Origin of the sequence: Winogradskyella sp., from assembly GCF_965656915.1 — a bacterium.
In the GTDB taxonomy this organism is placed as follows: domain Bacteria; phylum Bacteroidota; class Bacteroidia; order Flavobacteriales; family Flavobacteriaceae; genus Winogradskyella.
Map to the genome: position 1 here is coordinate 71,115 of NZ_CBFHMI010000004.1, position 22,998 is coordinate 94,112.

At 33.1% G+C, this 22,998-nt stretch carries 20 protein-coding genes; 15 read left to right on the plus strand and 5 right to left on the minus strand.

Translation table 11 applies throughout. From position 1 onward, the window contains the following. The first annotated feature begins 1 nt into the window (after window position 1). Both ACTG3Y_RS02575 and ACTG3Y_RS02580 read left to right on the plus strand, forming a co-directional pair. Window positions 2-943 carry an L-histidine N(alpha)-methyltransferase gene (locus tag ACTG3Y_RS02575; protein ID WP_439151361.1) on the plus strand — a complete coding sequence of 314 codons (942 nt, stop codon included), beginning with the start codon at window positions 2-4 and terminating at the stop codon, window positions 941-943. Window positions 944-950: 7 nt separating this feature from the next. Then, window positions 951-4,667: a metallophosphoesterase gene (locus ACTG3Y_RS02580; protein WP_439151362.1), complete on the plus strand. Its 3,717-nt coding sequence runs from the start codon at window positions 951-953 to the stop codon at window positions 4,665-4,667. On the opposite strand, the gene ACTG3Y_RS02585 is transcribed toward ACTG3Y_RS02580, so the two are convergent. Beyond that, window positions 4,664-5,473, minus strand: a complete 810-nt coding sequence (locus tag ACTG3Y_RS02585; protein ID WP_439151363.1) for an SdiA-regulated domain-containing protein — start codon at window positions 5,471-5,473, stop codon at window positions 4,664-4,666. The genes ACTG3Y_RS02580 and ACTG3Y_RS02585 overlap by 4 nt on opposite strands. A gap of 86 nt (window positions 5,474-5,559) precedes the next feature. On the opposite strand from ACTG3Y_RS02585, the gene ACTG3Y_RS02590 reads away from it, so the two are divergent. From ACTG3Y_RS02590 to ACTG3Y_RS02620, 7 genes are all read left to right on the plus strand, one after another. Beyond that, a complete protein-coding gene (locus ACTG3Y_RS02590; protein ID WP_439151364.1) occupies window positions 5,560-6,777 on the plus strand; it encodes an NAD(P)/FAD-dependent oxidoreductase in 1,218 nt (405 codons plus the stop codon). Further along, window positions 6,774-7,322, plus strand: a complete 549-nt coding sequence (locus tag ACTG3Y_RS02595; RefSeq protein WP_439151365.1) for a DUF1697 domain-containing protein — start codon at window positions 6,774-6,776, stop codon at window positions 7,320-7,322. The genes ACTG3Y_RS02590 and ACTG3Y_RS02595 overlap by 4 nt, the downstream gene beginning before the upstream one ends. Before the next feature lie 35 nt (window positions 7,323-7,357). Beyond that, entirely contained in the window at window positions 7,358-8,464 is a 1,107-nt protein-coding gene (locus tag ACTG3Y_RS02600; RefSeq protein ID WP_439151366.1) for a diphosphomevalonate/mevalonate 3,5-bisphosphate decarboxylase family protein, read from the plus strand. Between the two features lie 22 nt (window positions 8,465-8,486). Next, complete coding sequence (locus tag ACTG3Y_RS02605) at window positions 8,487-9,416, plus strand: mevalonate kinase family protein (RefSeq protein WP_439151367.1); 930 nt, start codon at window positions 8,487-8,489, stop codon at window positions 9,414-9,416. Between the two features lie 127 nt (window positions 9,417-9,543). Continuing rightward, on the plus strand, window positions 9,544-10,446 hold the full coding sequence (locus ACTG3Y_RS02610; protein ID WP_439151368.1) for a geranylgeranylglycerol-phosphate geranylgeranyltransferase: 903 nt from the start codon (window positions 9,544-9,546) through the stop codon (window positions 10,444-10,446). Further along, the gene (locus ACTG3Y_RS02615; protein WP_439151369.1) at window positions 10,447-11,394 is read left to right on the plus strand and encodes a carbon-nitrogen hydrolase family protein; all 948 of its coding nucleotides are present in this window, start codon (window positions 10,447-10,449) and stop codon (window positions 11,392-11,394) included. It abuts the gene before it with no gap. A gap of 41 nt (window positions 11,395-11,435) precedes the next feature. Beyond that, on the plus strand, window positions 11,436-12,275 hold the full coding sequence (locus tag ACTG3Y_RS02620; RefSeq protein ID WP_439151370.1) for a pseudouridine synthase: 840 nt from the start codon (window positions 11,436-11,438) through the stop codon (window positions 12,273-12,275). 17 nt (window positions 12,276-12,292) lie between these two features. On the opposite strand, the gene ACTG3Y_RS02625 is transcribed toward ACTG3Y_RS02620, so the two are convergent. Continuing rightward, window positions 12,293-13,684 (minus strand): M61 family metallopeptidase, encoded by a 1,392-nt coding sequence (locus tag ACTG3Y_RS02625; protein WP_439151371.1) that lies wholly within the window; start codon window positions 13,682-13,684, stop codon window positions 12,293-12,295. 465 nt (window positions 13,685-14,149) lie between these two features. Between ACTG3Y_RS02625 and ACTG3Y_RS02630 the strand changes: the two genes are divergently transcribed. The 6 genes from ACTG3Y_RS02630 to ACTG3Y_RS02655 all read left to right on the plus strand — a co-directional run bounded on the left by ACTG3Y_RS02630 (window position 14,150) and on the right by ACTG3Y_RS02655 (window position 19,308). Beyond that, entirely contained in the window at window positions 14,150-15,601 is a 1,452-nt protein-coding gene (locus tag ACTG3Y_RS02630) for an arginine decarboxylase (RefSeq protein ID WP_439151372.1), read from the plus strand. Between the two features lie 46 nt (window positions 15,602-15,647). Beyond that, window positions 15,648-16,589 (plus strand): agmatinase, encoded by a 942-nt coding sequence (speB, locus tag ACTG3Y_RS02635; RefSeq protein WP_439151373.1) that lies wholly within the window; start codon window positions 15,648-15,650, stop codon window positions 16,587-16,589. Beyond that, window positions 16,579-17,553: a deoxyhypusine synthase family protein gene (locus ACTG3Y_RS02640; protein ID WP_439151374.1), complete on the plus strand. Its 975-nt coding sequence runs from the start codon at window positions 16,579-16,581 to the stop codon at window positions 17,551-17,553. Before speB ends, ACTG3Y_RS02640 begins: the two co-directional genes overlap by 11 nt. Before the next feature lie 89 nt (window positions 17,554-17,642). Continuing rightward, on the plus strand, window positions 17,643-17,966 hold the full coding sequence (locus ACTG3Y_RS02645) for a hypothetical protein (RefSeq protein WP_439151375.1): 324 nt from the start codon (window positions 17,643-17,645) through the stop codon (window positions 17,964-17,966). Next, window positions 17,966-18,742: an RMD1 family protein gene (locus ACTG3Y_RS02650; protein ID WP_439151376.1), complete on the plus strand. Its 777-nt coding sequence runs from the start codon at window positions 17,966-17,968 to the stop codon at window positions 18,740-18,742. The genes ACTG3Y_RS02645 and ACTG3Y_RS02650 overlap by 1 nt, the downstream gene beginning before the upstream one ends. 389 nt (window positions 18,743-19,131) lie before the next feature. After that, window positions 19,132-19,308: a hypothetical protein gene (locus ACTG3Y_RS02655; RefSeq protein WP_439151377.1), complete on the plus strand. Its 177-nt coding sequence runs from the start codon at window positions 19,132-19,134 to the stop codon at window positions 19,306-19,308. A gap of 14 nt (window positions 19,309-19,322) precedes the next feature. Here the strand turns inward: ACTG3Y_RS02655 and ACTG3Y_RS02660 are convergent, their stop codons facing one another. The 3 genes from ACTG3Y_RS02660 to ACTG3Y_RS02670 all read right to left on the minus strand — a co-directional run bounded on the left by ACTG3Y_RS02660 (window position 19,323) and on the right by ACTG3Y_RS02670 (window position 22,998). Beyond that, on the minus strand, window positions 19,323-20,699 hold the full coding sequence (locus tag ACTG3Y_RS02660) for a mannosyltransferase (RefSeq protein WP_439151378.1): 1,377 nt from the start codon (window positions 20,697-20,699) through the stop codon (window positions 19,323-19,325). Between the two features lie 119 nt (window positions 20,700-20,818). After that, on the minus strand, window positions 20,819-22,312 hold the full coding sequence (locus tag ACTG3Y_RS02665; protein WP_439151379.1) for a cellulose synthase family protein: 1,494 nt from the start codon (window positions 22,310-22,312) through the stop codon (window positions 20,819-20,821). Next, entirely contained in the window at window positions 22,309-22,998 is a 690-nt protein-coding gene (locus ACTG3Y_RS02670) for a glycosyltransferase family 2 protein (protein WP_439151380.1), read from the minus strand. Before ACTG3Y_RS02670 ends, ACTG3Y_RS02665 begins: the two co-directional genes overlap by 4 nt.

Sequence of the window (22,998 nt, forward strand, 5' to 3'; positions counted from 1 at the left end):
TATGGCAAATACATTTGCACAAGATGTGCTTAATGGCTTAACAGCTAAACAAAAATATTTATCCTCAAAATACTTCTATGATGATAATGGCAGTCGCATATTTCAGGAAATAATGAATATGCCAGAGTATTATCTCACAGATGCTGAGTTCGAAATCTTATCAATGCAGTCTAAAAAGATTATTGATGCACTTCAATTTTCAGGAACTTTTAATATTGTGGAGTTAGGTGCAGGTGACGGATTTAAGACCTTTAAACTCTTGGAGTATTTAGTGAATAATAAAATCAGTTTTAATTATGTCCCAATAGATATCTCAAAAGAAGCTATTGATATTCTCACGGCTCGATTAAAAGAAAGATTACCAAGCATTAATATTAAGCCTAAAGTTGGTGATTACTTCGAATTATTAAAAGTAAATAAGCAAAGTAAGTATCCTAGCCTATTATTGTTTCTGGGTGGTAACATCGGAAATTATAAAGAGGATAAGGCACTGCGTTTGTTAGAGCTATTCAATGAAAATATGAAAAAAGGAGATAAGCTTTTAATTGGTTTTGACCTTAAAAAGAACCCAGTAACGATTCATAATGCCTATTATGATAAACATGGAATCACAAAACGATTCAATCTCAATTTATTATTGCGAATTAATAGAGAGCTAGAAGCTGATTTTAAGATAGATGATTTTGACTTTTACTGTCATTACAATCCAATTACTGGTGAAGTAAAAAGTTACATTGTAAGTCTTAAAAAACAACATGTTAAGATTAAAGCTTTAAATAAGACCATTGATTTTGATTACAATGAATTGATATGGACAGAACTCTCTAAAAAATATGCTATTGACGATATTCGTAGCTTAGCAGAACGCACTAATTTTAGTAATAACACTAACTTCCTAGACTGTAAACATTACTTTACAGACAGTCTTTGGAAAAAAATATAAACTTAATATGTCAAAACTTACTAGATTATTAAATCTTGTAGTAATCATACTTTTAATACATTCCTGCGCGACGTTTAAAGTGCAGTATGCAGATGATGATTTTGAGGTACAAACCTTACCAGATAAGCCTTTAGATAATATTTTTTATCTGGTTGGTGACGCTGGTAAATCGCCAATGAATGGGTATTCAGATGCTCTAATGGCATTTAAAAAACATTTAGAAAAAGAACCAGAGGACAAGTCAAATTATACCATTTACCTTGGTGACAATATATATCCAGCAGGATTACCTAAAAAAAATCATAAACAAAGAGAGGAAGCCGAAAACGCATTAAACGCACAAGTCGGTGCAGTTTCAGATTTTAAAGGAAAAACAATATTTATTCCAGGAAATCATGATTGGTATGCAGATGGTTTAAAGGGAGTCAAACGCCAAGAAAAGTATATTGAAGATGCGTTAGGAAAAAACACGTTTCAACCAGAAAATGGTTGTCCTTTAGAAAGTATTGATATCAGTGAGACAGTTCAGCTAATTATAATAGATACACAGTGGTATTTAGAAAATTGGAATGATAATCCTGGTATTAATGATGAATGCGAGATAAAAACAAGAGAGCGCTTTTTTCTAGAAGTAGAAGGTGAATTAAAAAAAGCTCAGAATAAAACTATTGTTTTCGCTATGCATCATCCAATGTATACCAACGGAGTTCATGGAGGGCAATTTGCAGCGACTAAACACTTGTTTCCTGGCCAGAGAAAAATTCCGTTGCCTGTTTTAGCGACACTGGCAGCGCAATTGAGAACGCAAGGTGGTGTATCTATTCAAGATCGTTATAATGAGCGTTATAATGAGTTAATGAAACGATTAGAAACTCTAGCTGTTGATAGTGATAAATTGGTTTTTGTTTCAGGTCATGAGCATACTTTACAATATATCGAAGAAGGTAGAATAAAGCAAGTTGTTTCTGGTTCTGGTGCTAAAGAGTCTTACGCAACTTTAAGCGATAATGGCTTATTTTCATATGGAAAACAAGGTTTTGCAAAGCTTTTAGTCTATAAGGATGGTAGCTCTTGGGTACAATTTTTTAGTGCGGTCGATGGTGAGCCTAAACCGATTTATCAAAAAGAAGTGATTCCGCCAAATAGCCCAGATTTTGATATATCTGTCTTACCAGATAGTTTTCCGAACACGGTAGAAGTATCTATTTATTCAAAAGAGGAGACTGATAAAACTGGTTTTTTTGAAGCCGTTTGGGGAGAAAATTATAGAGATGTTTACAGTAAGAAAATAACAGCTAAGGTCGCTACTTTAGATACATTATATGGCGGCTTAGAAGTTGTTCGAAAGGGAGGTGGACACCAAACACGTTCTTTACGATTAAAGTTAAAAGATGGTAGAGAATTAAATATGCGTGCATTAAGAAAGAGTGCGACCCAATATATACAAACTGTAGTTTTTAAGGACAACTATATTGAAAATGAATTTGATGAAACCATTGTTGAAGATTTAATCTTAGATTTTTACACGGCAGCACATCCCTATGCGTTTTTAGCGGTTCCGAAGTTGTCTGATGCGGCTGAGGTACTACACACAAATCCAGAGTTATTCTATATTCCTAAACACAAACATCTTGGTAAATACAATGATGAATATGGAGGTGAATTATACATGATTGAAGAGCGACCAGAAGATAATTATACAGATGAAAAAAACTTTGGTTACGCTGATGATATAGAAAGCACACATGATATTATTGAAAAAATAAGAAAGGATGAAGAGTATAAGATTGATGAGGTGGCATATGTAAGAGCACGCTTATTTGATATGTTAATAGGAGATTGGGATAGACATCAGGATCAATGGCGTTGGGCACAGTTCGACCAGCCCAACGGTGATAAGGTTTATAGAGCTATTCCAAGAGATAGAGACCAGGTCTTTTCAAATTTTGATGGAACGCTTTTAGATATAGGAAGGACCATATCAAGTGCTACAAAACAACTTCAGGTCTATGATACGGATTTAGAAGACGTTAGATGGATGAATAATGCAGGACATAAATTGGATAAAGCATTATTAAAACAAGCCGATAAATCCGTTTGGTTAGAACAAGCAGAATTTTTAAAAAATCAGGTAACCGATGAGGTCATAGAAGCTGCGTTTTCAAATCTTCCAAAAGAAATTCTGGATAAAACTATTGAAGATATTAAATCTAAGCTCAAAGGAAGACGTGATAATTTGATAGATATCTCTACAAGATATTCCAATTATCTCGATGAATTGGTAATTCTTACAGCTACTGATAAGGATGATTATATAGAAATTACAAGAACTGGCGATCAAGAAACCCGAGTCCAGATCTGGAGAATAAAAGGTGGTGAAAAAGCTGATGTCATCGTTGATAGAACATACAATAGAGACATTACAAAAGAAATTTGGGTCTACGGCTTAGATGATAAAGACATATTTGAGGTCAATGGAAAAGCAAACAACTTAATCTATACCAGACTAATCGGAGGACAAGGTAATGATACATACATAATTAAGAACGGACGTCGAATAAAAGTTTACGACCATAAATCGAAAAAGAATACAGTAGAAACTAATAAAGGAGGCCAACTTAAATTCACAGATAACTACACATCCAACCTTTATGATTTCAAAAAATTTATTACTAAGGCTAGTATTCTTACTCCTAGTATAGGTTTTAATCCTGATGACGGTTTTAAAATAGGTATGGGCTTAGCAATGACAAAGAAAGGTTTTGAACGCAACCCATTTTCACAACAACACAAATTTACAGGTGGTTATTATTTCGCAACAGAAGGATTTGACTTAAAATACAATGGACAATTTGCCAACATTTTTGGTGAATGGAATTTGCATATTGGAGGTGTTTATACAAGTGCAAATTTTACTAATAATTTTTTTGGAATTGGTAATGAAACTGAAAATAATGACGATGACTTAGATTTAGACTACAACAGAGTAAAAACCAGTATTCTCGGTTTTGATATTGGTGCTATGAAATCATCGGGTTATGTTAGTGATTATGGTTTTAGAGCTGTTTTTGAAGGCATTAAATTAGATGATACAGACGATAGATTTATAACCGATTTTGTGCCACAATCTAATGATAAATTTTACGAGCGACGTTTCTTTACTGCTTTAGAAACAGAATTCAATTATCATAGTGCTGACGATGAGATTGCCACATCTAGAGGTATGGATTTTAATATTGTAGCAGGTGCAAAAACCGAAATTGAAGAATTCAATAATATATTTGGTTACGTTAATGCGCACCTAAGATTTTTTAATGCCCTAAGCGTTAATAGAAAATTAGTTCTACAAACAGATTTTAGAACCCAATTGCGTTTTGGTGATGATTTCTTATTCTACCAGGGAGCTAATATTGGTGATGGAGGCGCTGGTTTAAGAGGTTATAGAACTGAACGATTTACAGGTAAAAATTCTTTTGTGACAAATGCCGACTTACGCTATAGTTTTAGCAGTTTTAAAACAGCTTGGTTTCCTATGCAAATTGGTGTTTTTTCTGGAGTAGATGTAGGACGTGTTTGGGTTAAGAATGATTCTTCAGACAAATGGCATAATTCTTATGGTGGTGGTTTTTGGGTAGCTGTAGCAGATGCTGTAGCTGGTACCTTCAACTTTTTTACAGGAGAAGATGGCTTGAGATTTTCCTTTGGTTTTGGCTTAAATTTCTAATTAATATTGAAGCTATAAATGTTTCCTCCTTCTACACCATTGCGTTCATCGATGATGTAAACGGTACTGCTATCTTTAAAGCAGATACCCTCTTTTTGTGTATTGTGGTCGAATTTCAGTTCTTCAACGTTTCCAGAAAAGAAATCATCTCCTTTAATATCAGAAAGTTTCCATAACTTATCATGATTTAATAACACAACAGTTTTGCCATCATCACTGATATCTGCAGATGTGATCTTATTGTCTTTTCCGTCCAAGTTAAAGTCAGACCGAATAATAGCCTCATGTCTCCCTATTTTATTAGGAACTTTAAGTATTATGAATTTTTTAGTTTCTTTACTAAAAATATAAAATGAGTTATTCAATAAAAAGAAGCCTTCAAAATCTTTTGAATCTTGTTTTTTTGGTAAAGTAAATTCAATAATTTCTGCTTTCACACTCGTTTTATTTAAATCTTCGTTTTTGATCTTTATGATTCTAAAAATTTCACGTTTTTCGTTGTTGTTACCAAAATCACCAATGTATATATTCCCATGATAATCAGAAGTGAGATCTTCCCAATCAATATTACTAGCATTGGTAATTGCAATATCTCGTACAATTTTTCCTTTTTTATCTAAACCATACAGCTCACTATCATTGCCAGAATCTTGTATGGTCCATATGAGGTTTGAGTTTGGAATCATTTCTGCAGCTGAAGCCTCTTCTATGCTGTTGTTAATACTTCCTATGAGTTTTAATTGACCGATAGATTGACATGAAACTGTTATAAGGATAATAAATATTAGTCTTTTAAGATTTATCATTGTAGTTTTATTGCATCACTTCAAGATTAATCAATGAAGCCTTTAATAACAAAGAATTAGTCATAAAATCTTCTTAAATCAAACTCTTGCAAAGACAAAAAGATATCATAATAATTGGTGGTGGAGCAGCCGGTTTCTTTGCTGCAATAAATATTGCTGAAAATCATTCCGAATTATCGGTCGGCATTTTAGAACGTGGTAAAGAAGGGCTTCAAAAAGTGAAAATATCTGGTGGAGGACGCTGTAATGTGACTCATGCTGAGTTTATTCCTTCAGAATTAGTGCACAATTACCCTAGAGGTGAAAAAGAACTATTAGGCCCCTTTCACACATTTATGACAGGTGATACTATTGCATGGTTTGAAGAACGTGGAGTTGAACTTAAAATTGAAGATGATGGTAGAATGTTTCCGGTTACAAACTCTTCGCAAACGATTATTGATTGCTTTTTAAATGAAGCTAAAAAGCATAATGTCGATGTTCTATATAACCATTCAGTTAAAGCTATTTCTAGAAGTGAAAATAACTTCTCAATAGTAACTTCGCAAGGTGACATAGAGTGTCAAAAACTGGTTGTTGCTACAGGAAGCAATCCAAAAATTTGGAATTTGCTCAAGAGTTTGGGTCACACCATTGTACAACCTGTGCCATCTCTTTTTACCTTCGATATAAAAGACAAACGTATCAAAGATATTCCTGGCGTTGTAGCTAAAGACGCTGAAGTAAAAGTTGTTGGAACGAATTTAATTTCGGAAGGTCCATTATTAATTACGCATGTTGGGATGAGTGCTCCGGCTATTTTAAAGTTGTCCGCTTTTGGTGCAATAAAACTTAATGAGCTCGATTACAACTTTAAAATTGAAGTAAATTTTATTCGACAAGAATATGATGGGTGTCTTGAAAATCTCAAAAAACATAAACTTATACTAGCTAAAAAATTAGTGATAAATTCAGCACAGTTTAATTTGCCAAAACGTCTTTGGAAACAATTAGTCTTAGCTTCAGATATTAATGAGACAGAACGTTGGGCAGATATTAATAAGCAGCAGTTAGAGGCTTTAACGTTGCAATTAACAAAAGCCGTATTTCATGTTACTGGTAAAAGTACATTTAAAGAAGAATTTGTAACTGCAGGTGGTGTCGATTTAAAAGAAGTCAACTTTAAAACCTATGAGAGTAAACGTATTCCAAATCTTTATTTCGCAGGCGAAGTGATTAATGTTGATGCAGTTACTGGTGGATTTAATTTTCAAAATGCTTGGACAGGTGCTTATATTGTATCACAATCAATAGCTAAATTATGAATACATACATTGCACTTTTGAGAGGTATCAATGTTGGTGGACATAAAAAAGTACCTATGGCTGATTTAAGAGAATTACTCACTCAAAGCGGTTTTAAAAACGTGAAGACATACATACAGAGTGGTAATATTTGTCTTCAATCTGATATTTCAGATCAATTGGCAATAGAGCAAAAGATTAATAACGTCATAAAAGACAAATTTGCCTTTGATGTACCCGTCATGGTAAGAACGAAAGACCAACTACATACTATTTTTAATAGGTGCCCATTTCCGCAAGATGAAAAGGAGAGCAGCTATTTCGCTATATTAAATACCAAACCAACTGAAGAAAACAAAGTTGAAGCCTCAAAAAAGACTTTTGAGAATGAGTACTACCATATCATCGAGGACTGTAGCTATTTTTATAGTCCAAAGGGCTATGGGAGAGCCAAGTTTAGTTTAAACTATTTCGAAAAAAAATTAGAGGTAAATGCTACAGCAAGAAATTATAAAACTATGCTAAAATTGATCAGCATGGCAACAGAAAGTGAAGTAAACCTCTAGAATTTCTCTATTTTTGCAGCAGATTTCAATATATCATGACAGAAAAAGGTTTTATTCTTACTACATATAACTCAAATATTGATAGAGGATCAGTTAAATGGTCCTCTCCAAGTAATATTGCTTTAGTCAAATATTGGGGAAAAAAGGAACATCAAATTCCAGAAAACCCATCACTAAGTTTTACACTTTCAGATTGTAAAACTATTACGGAAGTTACTTATACTAAGAAATCAGGAAATGACTTTAGTTTTGATGTGTTTTTTGAAGGAGAGAAAAATGAAGCCTTTAAACCAAAAATTCAAACATTTTTTGAGCGTATTGAATTATATATGCCTTTTTTAAGAGACTATCATTTTAAAATTGAAACCTCAAACACGTTTCCACATAGTTCTGGCATAGCATCCTCAGCATCTGGTATGAGTGCCATTGCTCTATGCTTAATGAGTATTGAACAAGAACTCACATCTGATGTCATTTCGACAGAGCGAAGTATGAGTGACGAAAAATCTCAAATGTACTTCAACCAAAAAGCATCATTCTTAGCAAGACTTGGTTCTGGTAGCGCCTGCAGAAGTATAGAAGGCGAACTTGTAGTTTGGGGAAAAAATGAAAGTACCGAAAGTTCAGATTTGTTTGGTGTACGATTTGATGGTGAAGTCCATCCGAATTTCAAGAATTATCAAGATGCAATATTATTAGTCGATAAAGGTGAAAAGCAAGTTAGTAGTACCGTTGGTCACAAACTAATGTATGGTCATCCATTTGCCAAAGAACGTTTTGCACAAGCACATCAAAATTTAGCCGAACTAACTAAGGTATTAGCTTCTGGCAATATGAAAGGGTTTATAGAGATTGTTGAAAGTGAAGCCCTAACGCTTCACGCCATGATGATGACGAGTATGCCATATTTTATTTTAATGAAACCAAATACCTTAGAAATAATTAATAAAATTTGGGCTTACAGAGCAAAAAATGACTCTAACATTTGCTTCACTTTAGATGCTGGTGCTAATGTACATGTGTTGTTTCCTAAGGCAGAAGAAATAAAAGTTTATGAATTCATTAAGAGGGAGTTAGTTGCATATTGCCAAAACGGTCACTATATTTGTGATAGTGTTGGTAAAGGTGCTACACCGTTGTAACCTAATCCAGCCTCAAAAAAATATGAAAGGACCACTATTTTATTCAAAGATTCTATTATTCGGAGAATACGGAATCATCAAGGACTCCAAGGGTTTATCTATTCCTTATAATTTTTACAATGGCGCATTAAAAGTGGAAGAAAATCCGACTAAAGAGGCTATTAAATCTAATGAAAGTTTAAAGCGTTTTGTTGGATACCTTAAGGATTTAGATGAAAATTTGGTGACGTTTGATATTGCAACACTGCAAAAGGATGTTGATTCAGGTATGTATTTTGACTCATCGATACCACAAGGTTACGGAGTTGGAAGTAGTGGAGCATTAGTAGCAGCCATTTACGATAAGTACGCTAATGATAAAATCACGGTTTTAGAAAACTTAACAAGAGAGAAGCTTTTAAAATTAAAAGCTATTTTCTCTGAAATGGAATCGTTCTTTCATGGAAAATCGTCTGGTTTAGACCCATTAAACAGTTATTTAAGTCTACCAATATTAATAAACTCTAAAGATAATATCGAAGCAACTGGTATTCCTTCTCAACAAACAGAAGGCAAGGGTGCTGTATTTTTATTAGATAGTGGTATTGTGGGAGAAACAGCACCAATGGTAAGTATATTTATGGAAAACATGAAGAATGAAGGTTTCCGTAGTATGCTAAAAGATCAGTTTATAAAACATACTGATGCCTGTGTCGATGACTTCTTAAAAGGAGACATTAAATCTTTATTTAACAATACGAAACAACTTTCTAAGATTGTATTGAATAATTTTAAACCGATGATTCCTCAGCAGTTTCATGACCTTTGGAAAAAAGGTATTGAAACAAACGAGTACTATTTAAAACTTTGTGGATCTGGTGGAGGAGGTTACATCCTTGGTTTCACTGAAAATATAGATAGAGCAAAAGAAGCTCTTAAAGGTCAAAAGTTAGAGGTTGTTTATAATTTCTAATATTTCATGGATTTAATCGAATTCAGTTTAGGTTTTAAAATTTTTGCTGTTTTCATTGTAATTTTTGTCTTAGTTTTTATTTGGTTAGGCATAAAATCTATTCGTTCTAAGGATTAATTCAATTTTTATGCTTTCAAGACGGCAGAAACATATTCTTCTAAAATTTTTTAGTCTCTTTTCTGTTGTACGCGGATATAATATTCTTGTTGTAGTCATTGCCCAGTATTTAGCTTCAGTTTACATTTTTGCTCATGATAAGCCTGTAAAATCAGTATTATTTGATCCCAATCTATTAATGCTAGTATTGGCATCTTCTGCTACAATAGCAGCAGGTTATATTATCAATAATTTCTACGATTCCGAAAAAGACTTAATTAATAAGCCTACTAAGACAATGTTAGATAGGTTAGTGAGTCAAAACACAAAACTATCGTTTTATTTTGTTCTTAATTTTCTAGCGGTTGTTTTTGCAAGTTATGTGTCTTTTAAAGCTGTGATTTTCTTCGCGCTTTATATTTTCGCTATATGGTTTTACTCGCATAAGTTAAAAAAACAACCTATGACAGGTAATATTGTATCCGCCATTCTTACTGTGACGCCATTTTTTGCCATTTTTATTTATTATCAAAATTTTGAACTGGTTGTTTTCGCACATGCTATATTTTTATTCTTGTTAGTATCTATGAGAGAACTCGCTAAAGATTTGGAAAATATAAAAGGAGATTTAGCACTCAATTATCGCACAGTTCCTGTTGTGTATGGTGAGAAAGTCTCTAAATACATGTTAACAGTAGTTGCAGTTTTAACTATTGCGTCGGCATTTATACTTATCTTTTATTTTAAGATCGGTCAAATGTTTTATTTCTTTTACTTAAGCATTTTATTACTATTTCTATTTCTTTTTATCCTATGGAGATCTAATACTAAAACACACTATCTAATACTGCATAACATACTTAAGTTTATCATTGTTGCTGGTGTATTTTCTATTTTGCTAATTGATATATCTATCGTTTTAAACCGAATTTAAATGAATACCAGCCTAAAGATTGCTTTAGCACAAATTGCACCTGTATGGTTAGATAAAAGTGCGACACTTCATAAAATTGAGAAATCTATTATTGATGCTGCTAAAGAACACTGTGAGCTCATAGTTTTTGGAGAAGCATTATTACCTGGTTATCCGTTTTGGCTGGCATTAACAGGAGGTGCAGAATGGAATACAGAAGTGAATAAATCATTACATGCACATTATGTGAATAATGCGATTTGCATTGAAAAAGGAGAATTAAATTCAGTTTGCCAGTTAGCTAAAAAACATAACATAGCCGTGTATTTAGGCATCATAGAACGACCTACAGATAGAGGCGGTCATAGTATCTATGCGTCCTTAGTTTATATTAATGAAGAAGGAGAGATTAAATCAGTACATAGAAAACTACAACCCACTTACGACGAACGCTTAACTTGGTCACCAGGAGATGGTAATGGTCTTAAAGTTCATCCGCTCAAAGCATTTACGGTTGGTGGACTCAATTGTTGGGAAAATTGGATGCCATTGCCAAGAACGGCACTATATGGACAAGGTGAGAACTTGCATATTGCAGTTTGGCCAGGTAGTGAACATAACACTAAAGACATAACGCGATTTATAGCCAGAGAATCACGTTCTTTTGTTGTTTCTGTTTCGGCATTAATGACTAAATCAGATTTTCCTAAGGGTACACCACATTTAGATAAGATACTCAAAAATGCACCAGATTCTCTTGCTAATGGTGGTAGTTGTATCGCAGGACCAAATGGGGAATGGATTGTAGAACCTGTGTTAAACAAAGAAGGATTAATTATTCACTCAATTGACTATAATCGTGTTTTAGAAGAGCGTCAAAATTTCGACCCTGTAGGTCATTACTCCAGACCAGATGTGACTAAGTTAATCGTGAATTCAGAACGACAAACTACTGTTGAAATTAAATAGTTAATGTTAACTATTCTTATACCTTTGCAAAAAATTAAAACATGAGCAGAAATCAAAATAGCAAGGGAAAGGGAAAAGCTTCAGGAAGAGGAAATGCTAACAGCAAATCTAAAAGTTTTGCCAGAGGTAATGCTCCTTTTAAAAAGAAAGCACAGACTAAAACAGCATCTAACCCAGATGAGATTCGTTTAAATAAATACATAGCCAATTCTGGTATATGTTCTCGCAGAGAAGCTGATGAAAATATTTCTATTGGTCTTGTTTCGGTCAACGGTAAGGTGATTACTGAAATGGGATATAAAGTGAAGCGTTCAGACGACGTACGTTTTGACGGTCAGCGCATTACTCCAGAAGCAAAAGTGTACGTTTTACTTAATAAGCCAAAAGGATTTGCCACAACAACTGCGGAAGGTAAGGGTAGAACTGTTATGGATCTTGTAGCAAATGCTACTCATGCTAATATAAAACCAATTGGACGTTTAGGTAGAAATTCATTAGGCTTATTGTTATTTACAAATGATGATAAAGTGGTTCAAAAGTTCACAAATTCTAAAAATGGTGTGGCACGTTTGTTTCAGGTAGAATTAGATAAAAACTTAAAGTTTGAAGATTTAAAAAAGATTCAAGAAGGCTTTAAAGTAGATGGAAAACTAATAAGTGTAGAAGAAATTAGTTATATCGAAGGAGAATCTAAGAACAAAATTGGAGTAAAAATTAAGAATACAGGTAATACTATTTTACGTACCATTTTTGAATATTTTAAATATGATATTGTTAAGATTGACTGCGTTGCGATAGGTCACTTAACGAAAAAAGATATTCCTAGAGGTCACTGGAAGCATTTAACCGAGCAAGAGGTAAATACATTGAAAATGTTATAGTTAAGATTTATTGAATGTTAGTCTGTTATAATAGGTTCTTGCCATTTTTTCCAAATTAAGGATAAGTCAACATCACAAGATTTTGATAAAATAGGTTCTATTTCATCATATTCATAGGCGCGATGATGTTGTTCTGTCCATTCTAATAATCCTAATAAAGCATCTTTAAAACTACGTTGGTTATTAGTCACTTTTCTTATAGCATCATCCATCTCTTTTGCCATAAGTGCTCCTCTTGAAAATAGATTTCTACCAATATTAAAATCTCCCGAATACTGTGTAGAGCCTAATTGAGATAATTCTTTTAAAGACTTTTCTTGTATATACTTGGGCGCATTGCCTATAACACGCTCAAAAAAAGTGATGACATTTGGTCTACTTGTAACGATACTCATAACGTACCAAATAAAGCCTTCATTTAGCCAAATGGTTTCAATAATAGGTGCCACAGCCCAATCAAACGGTTTATATCCTTTGCCATAAGATCTTAAAGGAATCCAGGAATGTCCCATATGATGAACAATACTGCCAATATTGGCATCGGGTTCGTAACTTGTAATGGCAGATTCCAAAGGTAAACTAGATGTCATACTATTCATATGTTCCATTGAAAACCCATAGAAATGTTCCTCACTATAAGCTTCTAAAAACTCATAGCATAATGTATAGTGTGGCATTGGGATGTAACCAAAATATTGAATAAGTCCTTGAAGACTTAGTAATGCACGTCGTCCTATTTTTTCTATATTAATAGCATCTTCAGCGTATACTGCAATTATTAATGGAATCTCAGAATCTTCAACATTAAAAAGTTGAACATTTTTACCCAAAAGGTACTGTGCATCAACAAGTGTTGCATAATTATCTATATCTAGGGTTGTTTCACTTTTAAAGTGTTGTGTCGGTTTTAACGTTGTAAATATGGGCCAATTAGCATCACTTGTAATAGTTGATTCAATAGGCTTATTTTCAAGACCAGGAATTGTTCCAAATACAGAATATCCTAAAATACCCAAATACTGATCTCTCAATTTTGAGCTGGCAAAGCCACCTTTTAGTTCTTTTTCCATATTTTTTATATTGACCTTATATTCTATTTCGGAAATTTGAGCAACTTCACTAAAAAAGAAAATTGAACCTTCTCCTCTCAAACCATTAATGCGTTTATTATCAAGAGTCAATGCAGTAACATCTTGTATAAAATTTGGATATTCTGTGATTTCATATGTTCCAGGAGCACTCCTAGGAATCTGTAAATAGGAAGACTTTGTGCTTAGAGAATCAAACGCTATTACTATAGTGACTAAATTTGAGTTTTCTGAATGTAACAACTTGTATTTTAGACTATCATTTTGTCCATATAGATAGAAGGACATGAATACAAAAAATAATATAATAAAATACCTCATAATAGGATAAATACGGTTTTAGATATGGTATGATCCATATAGAACTAAGTTACTAAAAGAAAATAAATTATTAGAATACTATTGAATAACAACTGTTTAAATAGCAAAACACATTAAATTAAATTTTCTAAAAAAAAATTAAAAATGATTTTTGTATTTAAAAATAAACTACTTTTGTTACGAAAACTAGTTACATTTATAAATAAGAAACTAGTTTTAGCTGAACACCTTGAAAACTGTTTTTACGTTCGGGTTTTTGAAAATTAGGAAGTCATATTCAAAAACAGCTTATAAGATAAGTAACCGAATTTTAGAGCTAACTTCCGCTTCTGCAATAGCTGCCAGTCAGCATATATATGGTTTTGTTCCTACTACACAAAGTCAAATTCAAGTTTGATATATCGTAAACTTTTTTTAGCGACGATTATATTTTAATGATTTATACTTGATTTTTTACTTTTTAAAATGAACACAAAATACATTGATCTTATTGATCAATCCTTTGATTTTCCTCAGACAGAATTTAAGCTAGAGGAAAAAGCCTTGCGTTTTCACGATGTTAATCTTATGGCTTTGGTAGCACAATATGGTGCACCTTTAAAATTTACCTATTTACCGCAAATATCTAATAATATTCAACGTGCAAAAACATGGTTTGCAGATGCGTTTAAGAAATACAATTATACGGGTAATTACAACTACTGCTATTGCACAAAAAGTTCACATTTTAAGCACGTTTTAGACGAGGCTTTAACCAATGATATCCATATTGAAACCTCTTCAGCTTTCGATATTGATATTGTAAAAAGCCTAAAAGCAGAAGGCAAAATAACAAACGATACCTTTGTGTTGAGCAATGGCTTTAAACGTGAGCAATACATTAATAATATTGCAGAATTAATTAATAATGGTCAACATAATTGTATTCCAATTATAGATAATTACGAAGAGATAGATTTGCTTTCACAAGAGATTGATGGTAAATTTAAAGTGGGTATTCGTATCGCATCGGAGGAAGAACCAAAGTTTGAGTTTTACACATCTAGACTCGGAATAGGCTACAAAAACATTGTGCCATTCTACAAGAATCAGATTCAAAATAATGATAAAGTAGAACTCAAAATGTTGCACTTTTTTATTAATACAGGAATAAGAGACAATGCCTATTATTGGAATGAGCTCACCAAATGTCTAAAAGTGTATACGGCTTTAAAGAAGATTTGCCCAACCTTAGATAGTTTAAATATCGGTGGAGGTTTTCCTATTAAAAACTCGTTGGCTTTCGATTTTGATTATGGCTATATAGTAGATGAAATTGTAAATCAGATTAAAACGGTTTGTGATGAAGAAGACGTAGATACACCACATATATTCACTGAATTTGGAAGTTTTACTGTTGGTGAGAGTGGTGGAGCGATTTATAAGGTGTTATATCAAAAACAACAAAATGATCGTGAAAAATGGAACATGATAAATTCTTCTTTTATAACAACATTACCTGATACTTGGGCTATAAATAAGCGCTTTATAATGCTTCCAATTAACCGTTGGCATGAAACTTACGAGCGTGTTTTACTTGGCGGATTAACTTGCGATAGTGATGATTATTACAACAGCGAGCAACACGTTAATGCTATATACTTACCAAAATACAGTAAAGAAAAACCATTATATATTGGGTTTTTCAATACAGGTGCCTATCAGGAAACTATTGGTGGTTTTGGCGGTTTACAACATTGTTTAATTCCATCGCCAAAGCATATCTTAATTCAACGAAACAGTAAAGGCGAAATGATGACAGAAGTCTTTGCAGAACAACAAAAAAGCGAAGATTTACTGAATATCTTAGGTTATAATAAGACGAACAAAACTGAAATTGAGTCAGAAGTCGAAGGAACTTTAATTCAACAAAATTAAAAAACATTAAAAAATCACTTCCAATTAATTGGAACTTAAATAACAAATGAAAACAAAAACTTACGCTGGTATTCCAGATCAATTTTCAAAATTAGACCAATCAAAGATTGTTTTGATTCTTGTGCCTTATGATGGTACAAGTACATGGCAAAAAGGTGCCGATAAAGGACCAGATGCCTTTTTAGAAGCTTCAGCAAATATGGAGTTGTATGATATTGAAACGGATTCTGAAGTATACCAACAGGGTGTGTTTTTAGCAGATGCAATTACTGAAAATACATCACCTGAAGCTATGGTGGATGCTGTTCACCAAGCGACAAAAAAGTACATTAAAAAGAACAAGTTTGTGACACTATTCGGTGGTGAGCATTCTATTTCAATTGGCTCAATTAGAGCCTTTAATGAAATGTTTGAAGATTTAACGGTATTGCATATCGATGCACATGCTGATTTGCGCGAAAGCTACGAAGGTTCTAAATGTAACCATGCTTGTGCCGTATATGAAGCAAGCCAAACGACTAACCTTATTCAAGTTGGTATTCGGTCTATGGATGCCATTGAAAAAACAGTAATGAACGAAGAGCAGACGTATTTTGCTCATGAGATGGCCGATGATGATTCATGGATGGATTCTGCTATAGATCAGATGAACGATAACGTATTTATAACATTTGATTTAGATGCTTTAGATCCGTCAATTATGCCAAGCACTGGCACACCAGAACCTGGTGGATTGTTATGGTACGAAACTTTAGAGTTTTTGAAGCAAGTGTTTGAAGAAAAGAATGTCGTTGGTTTTGATATTGTAGAATTATGTCCGAATAAGAATGATAGGTCATCAGATTTCTTAGCTGCTAAGCTGTATTACAAAATGCTGAGCTATAAATTTATGAACGAAGCAACCGAAGATGATTTTGAAAGCAATTTCAATGAAGCATCTAGTGGAATTAATAAATTTTCTAAACTTAATGTTGAAGATGACTACTAAGGGCAACATATCACAATTTATAGAGAAGTATTACCTACATTTTAATGCTGCGGCTTTAGTTGATGCGGCTAAAGGTTATGAAGACCAATTAAACGCTGGCGCAAAGATGTTAGTGTCTTTAGCAGGTGCGATGAGTACGGCAGAACTAGGTAAAATTTTTGCAGAAATGATTCGTCAGGATAAGGTGCAAATCATATCATGTACAGGTGCAAATCTCGAAGAAGATATTATGAATTTGGTAGCACATTCGCATTACAAGCGTGTGCCAAACTATCGTGATTTAACACCACAAGATGAGTGGGATTTACTAGAAAAAGGTTTAAATCGTGTTACAGATACGTGTATTCCGGAAGAAGAAGCGTTTAGACGCATACAAGAACATATCGTGAACATCTGGAAAGACGCTGAAGCCAAAGGTGAACGCTATTTACCACATGAGTATATGTATAAACTCTTATTATCTGGAGTTCTGGAAAAACACTATGAAATAGATTTAAAAGATTCTTGGATGTATGCAGCGGCTGAAAAGAATCTGCCAATTGTATGTCCAGGTTGGGAAGATAGCACCATGGGAAATATTTTTGCGAGTTACGTGCTCAAAGGAGAACTAAAAGCTAGTACTATGAAATCCGGTATTGAATATATGACGTTTTTAGCAGATTGGTATACTGATAATTCTGAAAACGGTATTGGATTCTTTCAAATTGGTGGAGGTATAGCAGGAGATTTTCCTATTTGTGTCGTACCAATGTTATATCAAGACATGGAACGCACAGATACGCCATTTTGGAGCTACTTTTGTCAGATAAGTGACAGTACAACAAGTTACGGATCATATTCTGGAGCTGTGCCAAACGAAAAAATTACTTGGGGAAAATTAGATATTAACACGCCAAAATATATAATAGAAAGTGATGCAACTATTGTAGCACCTCTTATTTTTGCGTATCTTTTAAACATGTAAGTTCATAAAGAGCATTTGGCAAATTTTGTCAATTCGATGGATTTTGTGAAGCATGAGCAAAATAATATCGAGAAGAATAAAATAAAAAAATGAATAGAAAAGACCAACACCTTAAACGCGTAATTGTAGATTTTAAAAAGCTAACACCAGAAATTTTAGCATTATTAGTAGAAAAATATCCAGATGGTTACGATGACGCTCATATTATAAAATTCAAGAATGCTAAAAATGAAAGTATCGAAGCTGTTGAAGTGACTACTGAAGATACAAAGTACTTGGTTAAAGTTAGTACTAAATTAGAAGTGACAATGGAAAATTACGATGAAGACGACTATGAAGATTTTGAAGATGATGATCCAGATGCTGTACAAGATCCAGAATTAGAACCTGGAGCTGAGGACGAAGATTTCTAATGTACAATGCACTTGCGTATCAGGTAGCAACTCACATTAACCTTAAGCAAGTTAAAAGCCAATTAGAAGGCACGCTTTTATTTAGCGATAGTGATGAGTTGTTTTTTAAAACATCAAAAGATAAGTTTGTATATATATTTCAGTATGGTATGCTGTGCTGTTTTAATATGTCTAAAGATGAAATAGCTAAATTTTTTTCAGCCTTAAAACCATTTAGTAAAGGCTTTATAGACGAAAAGATATCAGAAGAGGTAGAGGTATCTATCGAAGCTAATATTTTAAAAGTTCAGTTCAATAACATAATTCTTCCAGAAATTAACGAAGAAATGATTCGGCTGGTAATGCTCAATGCATCACAGTCCGTTGCTTTAAACCGCTTTTCGGAAATAACAGAAGCCTTATTAATTGAAACCAATGAACACACCAAGTATCTAGAAACCAAAGGAAAACTAGATATTTCAGGGAATAAACTAAAGCGGTTTATCGGTAAGGTGTTAAACATTAAAAATAAGATTTCAGAAAACCTGTATATTTTTGATTCACCAGAGATTACCTGGGAAGACGAACAGTTGAATAAACTTAATTTAGAATTAAAAAAGACCTTCGATCTAAAAGATCGATATCACTTAATCCATGATAGAATTGAAATTATAAAAGAGAACTTGGAGCTCTTTAAAGATATTATGGACCATAGAGAAAGTAGCCGATTAGAGTGGATTATTATCATTTTAATCTTAGTAGAAGTCGTAGATATGTTTATTCTAAAAATGATTTAGACAAAGAAAGTATTCTTCACAAAAACCACAGTAATCATTATCTCAGCTAATGATCTAAAAGTAAATGGGCTTGAGGTGGTAAACTCCCAAAACACAAAACAGTCTTAGTAATATTCTATGGCTTCAGAATAAGCAGTTAGGCATTAAATAAAACTGGTTGCCTATAGAAGTTTTAGAATCAAAATTTAAAAGAAAAATATCATGAAAAATAAACAGGTATTAGTATTTATATTCTCAATTGTAGTATTTAGTGCAAACGCATTATTAGAAAAAAAGTAAAGATTCAAGATAAGCAAGTAATCACTATTGTTGGTACATTTGATGCTTACGACGAAGAAGATGGTTATGCATTTTTAATAAAAGACGACGAAGATGACAGCGAAGAATACATGTTCTTTACTGAAATTTCTGCAGAAGCTTTAAAAGCATATAACCTAAAGTCTGAAGATATGAGTGGTAAGACATTTGAAATTACCTATGAAGTTTCAGAATATGAAGAAGAAGATGAAGAGGGTTACATAGAAACGTATGAAACGCACAAAATTATAAAGCTAAAAAAGCTATAGTATTAAAAAGACTGCTAGGTGACTGGCAGTCTTTTTTTTAATATAACTTCCCAAATAAAAGCTGTGAATACAATAAGATACTCCAATCCAATTATCCATAAATTTTCAGATTTGTCTGAAGTGCCTATGCTGATATAAGATAAATAACTTAAAATCATCATCAAGCTCCAAACTAGAGGAAATCTGTAGTTAGTAAATACACATAGTACCACTAAAGTTGCAATATACCAAGGGTGAACTGTTGTACTCAAAAATAGATAAAAAGTGAATGCTAAAAGTATAGACGTAGTTAATTTTGGGATTGAATTATTGCGTTTAAAGAAAGAAAATCCTAAAATAATAAGTACAGAGATTATCGGTAGAATCTTAGCAATAATAGCTATTTCGTTATAGCCAGTAATAGCATAACCTATTTCTCTAGCGATATAATAAATACTGGCGTTAAATTCAAAATTACCGAACCACAGTCCAACTGTTTTTGAGTAATTGGTAATGAATTCCATTGAGAAGAATGGGAGAAATAAAATTACAACGGTGAGTAATGTTATTGTATAAAATAAGGTTAGTTTTTTAATCCCTTCTAGTGGGTTATTCTTTTTAACGAACCACCAAAAGTATAACGGCAAAAACATTAAAGGAATAAGTTTTGCCGAAATAGAACAAGCTAACAAGCCAGCAGCCCATTTCCATTTACCAGAATGCAATAGATACAAACTCCAGACAAGAAAGAAAATCATTACACCTTCAAAATGAAGATTCCCTGTGAGCTCAATAATGATGAATGGATTGAGAATGTACCAAAAGATTCTGTTTGAAGGTAATTTGAGACGTTCTAATAGCTTTTTACCGAAATAAAGAGTACCAATATCTGCAGCAATAATTATGCTTCGTAACACAACAACTGAACCTAAAACACTTTTGCCAGAAAGAAAAGTGGCCATTGCAAAACACAATTGATTCAATGGTGGATAATTGGTAAAATGAGACGAACTTAAAGCTCCCATACCTTTATATAATTCAATTTGATTAGGAAAGTTTAAAAGCAATCCCATTTCCATTTGATAGTCTGGAGTAGTTAAGTAGGGATTTGAACCAGCAATTGTCATTTGCCCATCCCAAATAAAACGATAAAAATCTTGAGATAAGTTGGGAATTGCAAACAGAAAAAGTAGTCTAAATAGTATGGCAGAGATAACTAATAACCGAAAATTGAATCCAGTAGATTTAATTAATTGATAAGCAAAAACAAACAGTGCTAGATAGAGTAAAATTAACTTAAAAGTATCCGTTCTCACCAAATCATAAGCAAATGACAAATACATAATACTGCTCATTAAAATGAATATGAACGAGGTTTTATGGTATTTAAACAGATTGGTTAATCCGAGCATAAAACCAAAGATAGAATTATTTAGTAAGTTAGGTGAAAAATGTTTTTTGACCTAAAGTCTTTAAGGAGCAAATCATTAGTTAAAATCAATGATGATTTGTGAAATTGGCGTCAAAAAAACTAAACTTTAGAACTCAAAGACTTAAAAAAGACATAGCCAAATCCTATAAACAGCATAAGGTGAAACGGAAACAATCCAAAGTCACCTCCTTGATCGCCTACTATAAAAGCACTGTACATTCCAAAACCAAAGTAGAGCATTAATATGCCTTCAATGATTACGTGAGGTGATAAGTTTTTGCGTAAGTATATGTTGTTTTTCCAGTTGTCTTTGTATTTGCTAAGATTGAACTTTGGCGTGCGTACAAATTCACTACGTTTACCAGCATGACCTTCTAAAACTGCAATAGAATTGTGTAACGAAAAGCCCATAGCTATTGAGAAAAACGTAAAGAACATACCGATATATCCAAAGAATTTTTTAAAGCCACTGCCATAAATGCTACGGTACATAAACCAGTAACACACAAAGAAAATAATGGTACTCATTATAAAGAAACTCATTACATAAAAATAGTCGCGTAAATGCGCATATTCATTCTTTATATAGAGCATCGGAATACTCAAAATAGCAACAATAAAAATACTTAAGAACATGGTACTATTCAATAAATGTAATAAACCATGTATTTTAGTTTTTGTAGAAATATTGTCTGACTTTATCACACGCTTCAACATTTTTCTGAAGTTCTCGGCACCTCCTTTATTCCATCTAAATTGTTGCGAACGTGCTGCACTAATCACAATAGGTAGTTCAGCAGGAGTTTCAACATTCTCTAGATATTTAAATTTCCAGTTTTTCAGTTGAGCTCTATAGCTCAGATCTAAATCTTCTGTCAACGTATCACCTTCCCAATTACCAGCATCGAGAATACATGCTTTTCGCCATACACCTGCTGTGCCATTAAAATTAATAAAGTGACCTTTAGAGTTTCTTCCGACTTGCTCTAAAGTAAAGTGTGCGTCTAAAGCAAAAGCCTGAATTCTTGTAAGCAAAGAATAATTTCTATTAATATGTCCCCAACGCGTTTGTACAACACCAATATCTTTATTCTTAAAATAGGGAATCGTACGTTTTAACCAGTTAGGTTGTGGTAGAAAATCTGCATCAAAAATGGCAATGAATTCTCCTTTTGCAATTTCTAAACCTTCTTTTAATGCACCAGCTTTAAAACCAACTCTATTTGTGCGTATAATATGTTTAATGTCTAAACCTGTTGCTGCTAATTTTTCGACGTGAGTTTTTGTGGTATGCACAGTTTCATCCGTAGAGTCGTCTAACACCTGAATTTCAAGTTTCTCTTTCGGATAGTCAAGTAATGCAATGTTATCGAGTAAGCGCTCCATAACGTACATCTCATTAAATACTGGAAGTTGGATTGTAACATATGGGACTTCATCTGGATTAGATAAATCAAACGTGTCGCAATGTTCTCTCTTTTTTTTTGAAGATAAATAATTAAAAAGCAAGTTTAGTTGTGCCAGGGCGTACATAAAAATGAGTACGATGGCAATAGTGTAAATGATTATTATAGTGTAATGGAAGTATATCATTTAAAACTATATTTAAAAATCCATGTCAAGATTTTTACGCCTGCAAAGATAGCACCTTTTATCGTTCCTGAAACTTTTGAGACACCTATTCTGTTTCTGTAATTGACAGGAATTTCTCTATAAGTCAACTTTTGTTTTAATGCTTTGAGTTGCATTTCTACCGTCCAACCATAAGTTTTGTCTTCCATTTTTAAGTCTAACAACTTACTGTATTTTATTGCTCTGAATGGGCCTAAATCCGTAAACGTAGATTTAAAAAATAGTTTCATTAATGAGGTAGCCAACCAATTGCCAAAGATTTGAGGTTTAGTCATAGAACCTTCTTCTCGCAATTTTTTAACTCTAGCACCAACAACAAAATCTATATTGTCTTTTAGAATTGGCTCAACCAGTTTTGTTAATTCTTCAGGGTAGTCACTGTAGTCACCATCTAAAAAAACGATGATATCTGGTTTTTGTTCTTGTTGAGAGATATAATTCATGCCTTTCAAACAAGCGTAACCATAACCTCTACGGTTTTCTGTAAGAACTGTGGCTCCTGCATTTTTAGCATTTTTTTCCGTATCGTCGGTTGAGTTGTTACTTATTACGATAACCTCGTTTACAATACTTGGAATATCTCTAATGACTAAAGGGATGGATTCTGCTTCATTAAAAGCAGGAATAATTACTTTAATTATAGACAT

Coding starts and splice junctions, on each gene's coding strand:
- ACTG3Y_RS02580 (WP_439151362.1), top strand. CDS start 951: ATGTCAAAACTTACTAGATTATTAAATCTTGTAGTAATCATACTTTTA.
- ACTG3Y_RS02620 (WP_439151370.1), top strand. CDS start 11,436: ATGAGCAGAAATCAAAATAGCAAGGGAAAGGGAAAAGCTTCAGGAAGA.
- speB (WP_439151373.1), top strand. CDS start 15,648: ATGAAAACAAAAACTTACGCTGGTATTCCAGATCAATTTTCAAAATTA.
- ACTG3Y_RS02575 (WP_439151361.1), top strand. CDS start 2: ATGGCAAATACATTTGCACAAGATGTGCTTAATGGCTTAACAGCTAAA.
- ACTG3Y_RS02605 (WP_439151367.1), top strand. CDS start 8,487: ATGAAAGGACCACTATTTTATTCAAAGATTCTATTATTCGGAGAATAC.
- ACTG3Y_RS02660 (WP_439151378.1), bottom strand. CDS start 20,699: ATGCTCGGATTAACCAATCTGTTTAAATACCATAAAACCTCGTTCATA.
- ACTG3Y_RS02610 (WP_439151368.1), top strand. CDS start 9,544: ATGCTTTCAAGACGGCAGAAACATATTCTTCTAAAATTTTTTAGTCTC.
- ACTG3Y_RS02640 (WP_439151374.1), top strand. CDS start 16,579: ATGACTACTAAGGGCAACATATCACAATTTATAGAGAAGTATTACCTA.
- ACTG3Y_RS02650 (WP_439151376.1), top strand. CDS start 17,966: ATGTACAATGCACTTGCGTATCAGGTAGCAACTCACATTAACCTTAAG.
- ACTG3Y_RS02615 (WP_439151369.1), top strand. CDS start 10,447: ATGAATACCAGCCTAAAGATTGCTTTAGCACAAATTGCACCTGTATGG.
- ACTG3Y_RS02600 (WP_439151366.1), top strand. CDS start 7,358: ATGACAGAAAAAGGTTTTATTCTTACTACATATAACTCAAATATTGAT.
- ACTG3Y_RS02625 (WP_439151371.1), bottom strand. CDS start 13,684: ATGAGGTATTTTATTATATTATTTTTTGTATTCATGTCCTTCTATCTA.
- ACTG3Y_RS02645 (WP_439151375.1), top strand. CDS start 17,643: ATGAATAGAAAAGACCAACACCTTAAACGCGTAATTGTAGATTTTAAA.
- ACTG3Y_RS02670 (WP_439151380.1), bottom strand. CDS start 22,998: ATGTCTATAATTAAAGTAATTATTCCTGCTTTTAATGAAGCAGAATCC.
- ACTG3Y_RS02630 (WP_439151372.1), top strand. CDS start 14,150: ATGAACACAAAATACATTGATCTTATTGATCAATCCTTTGATTTTCCT.
- ACTG3Y_RS02585 (WP_439151363.1), bottom strand. CDS start 5,473: ATGATAAATCTTAAAAGACTAATATTTATTATCCTTATAACAGTTTCA.
- ACTG3Y_RS02665 (WP_439151379.1), bottom strand. CDS start 22,312: ATGATATACTTCCATTACACTATAATAATCATTTACACTATTGCCATC.
- ACTG3Y_RS02595 (WP_439151365.1), top strand. CDS start 6,774: ATGAATACATACATTGCACTTTTGAGAGGTATCAATGTTGGTGGACAT.
- ACTG3Y_RS02655 (WP_439151377.1), top strand. CDS start 19,132: ATGTTCTTTACTGAAATTTCTGCAGAAGCTTTAAAAGCATATAACCTA.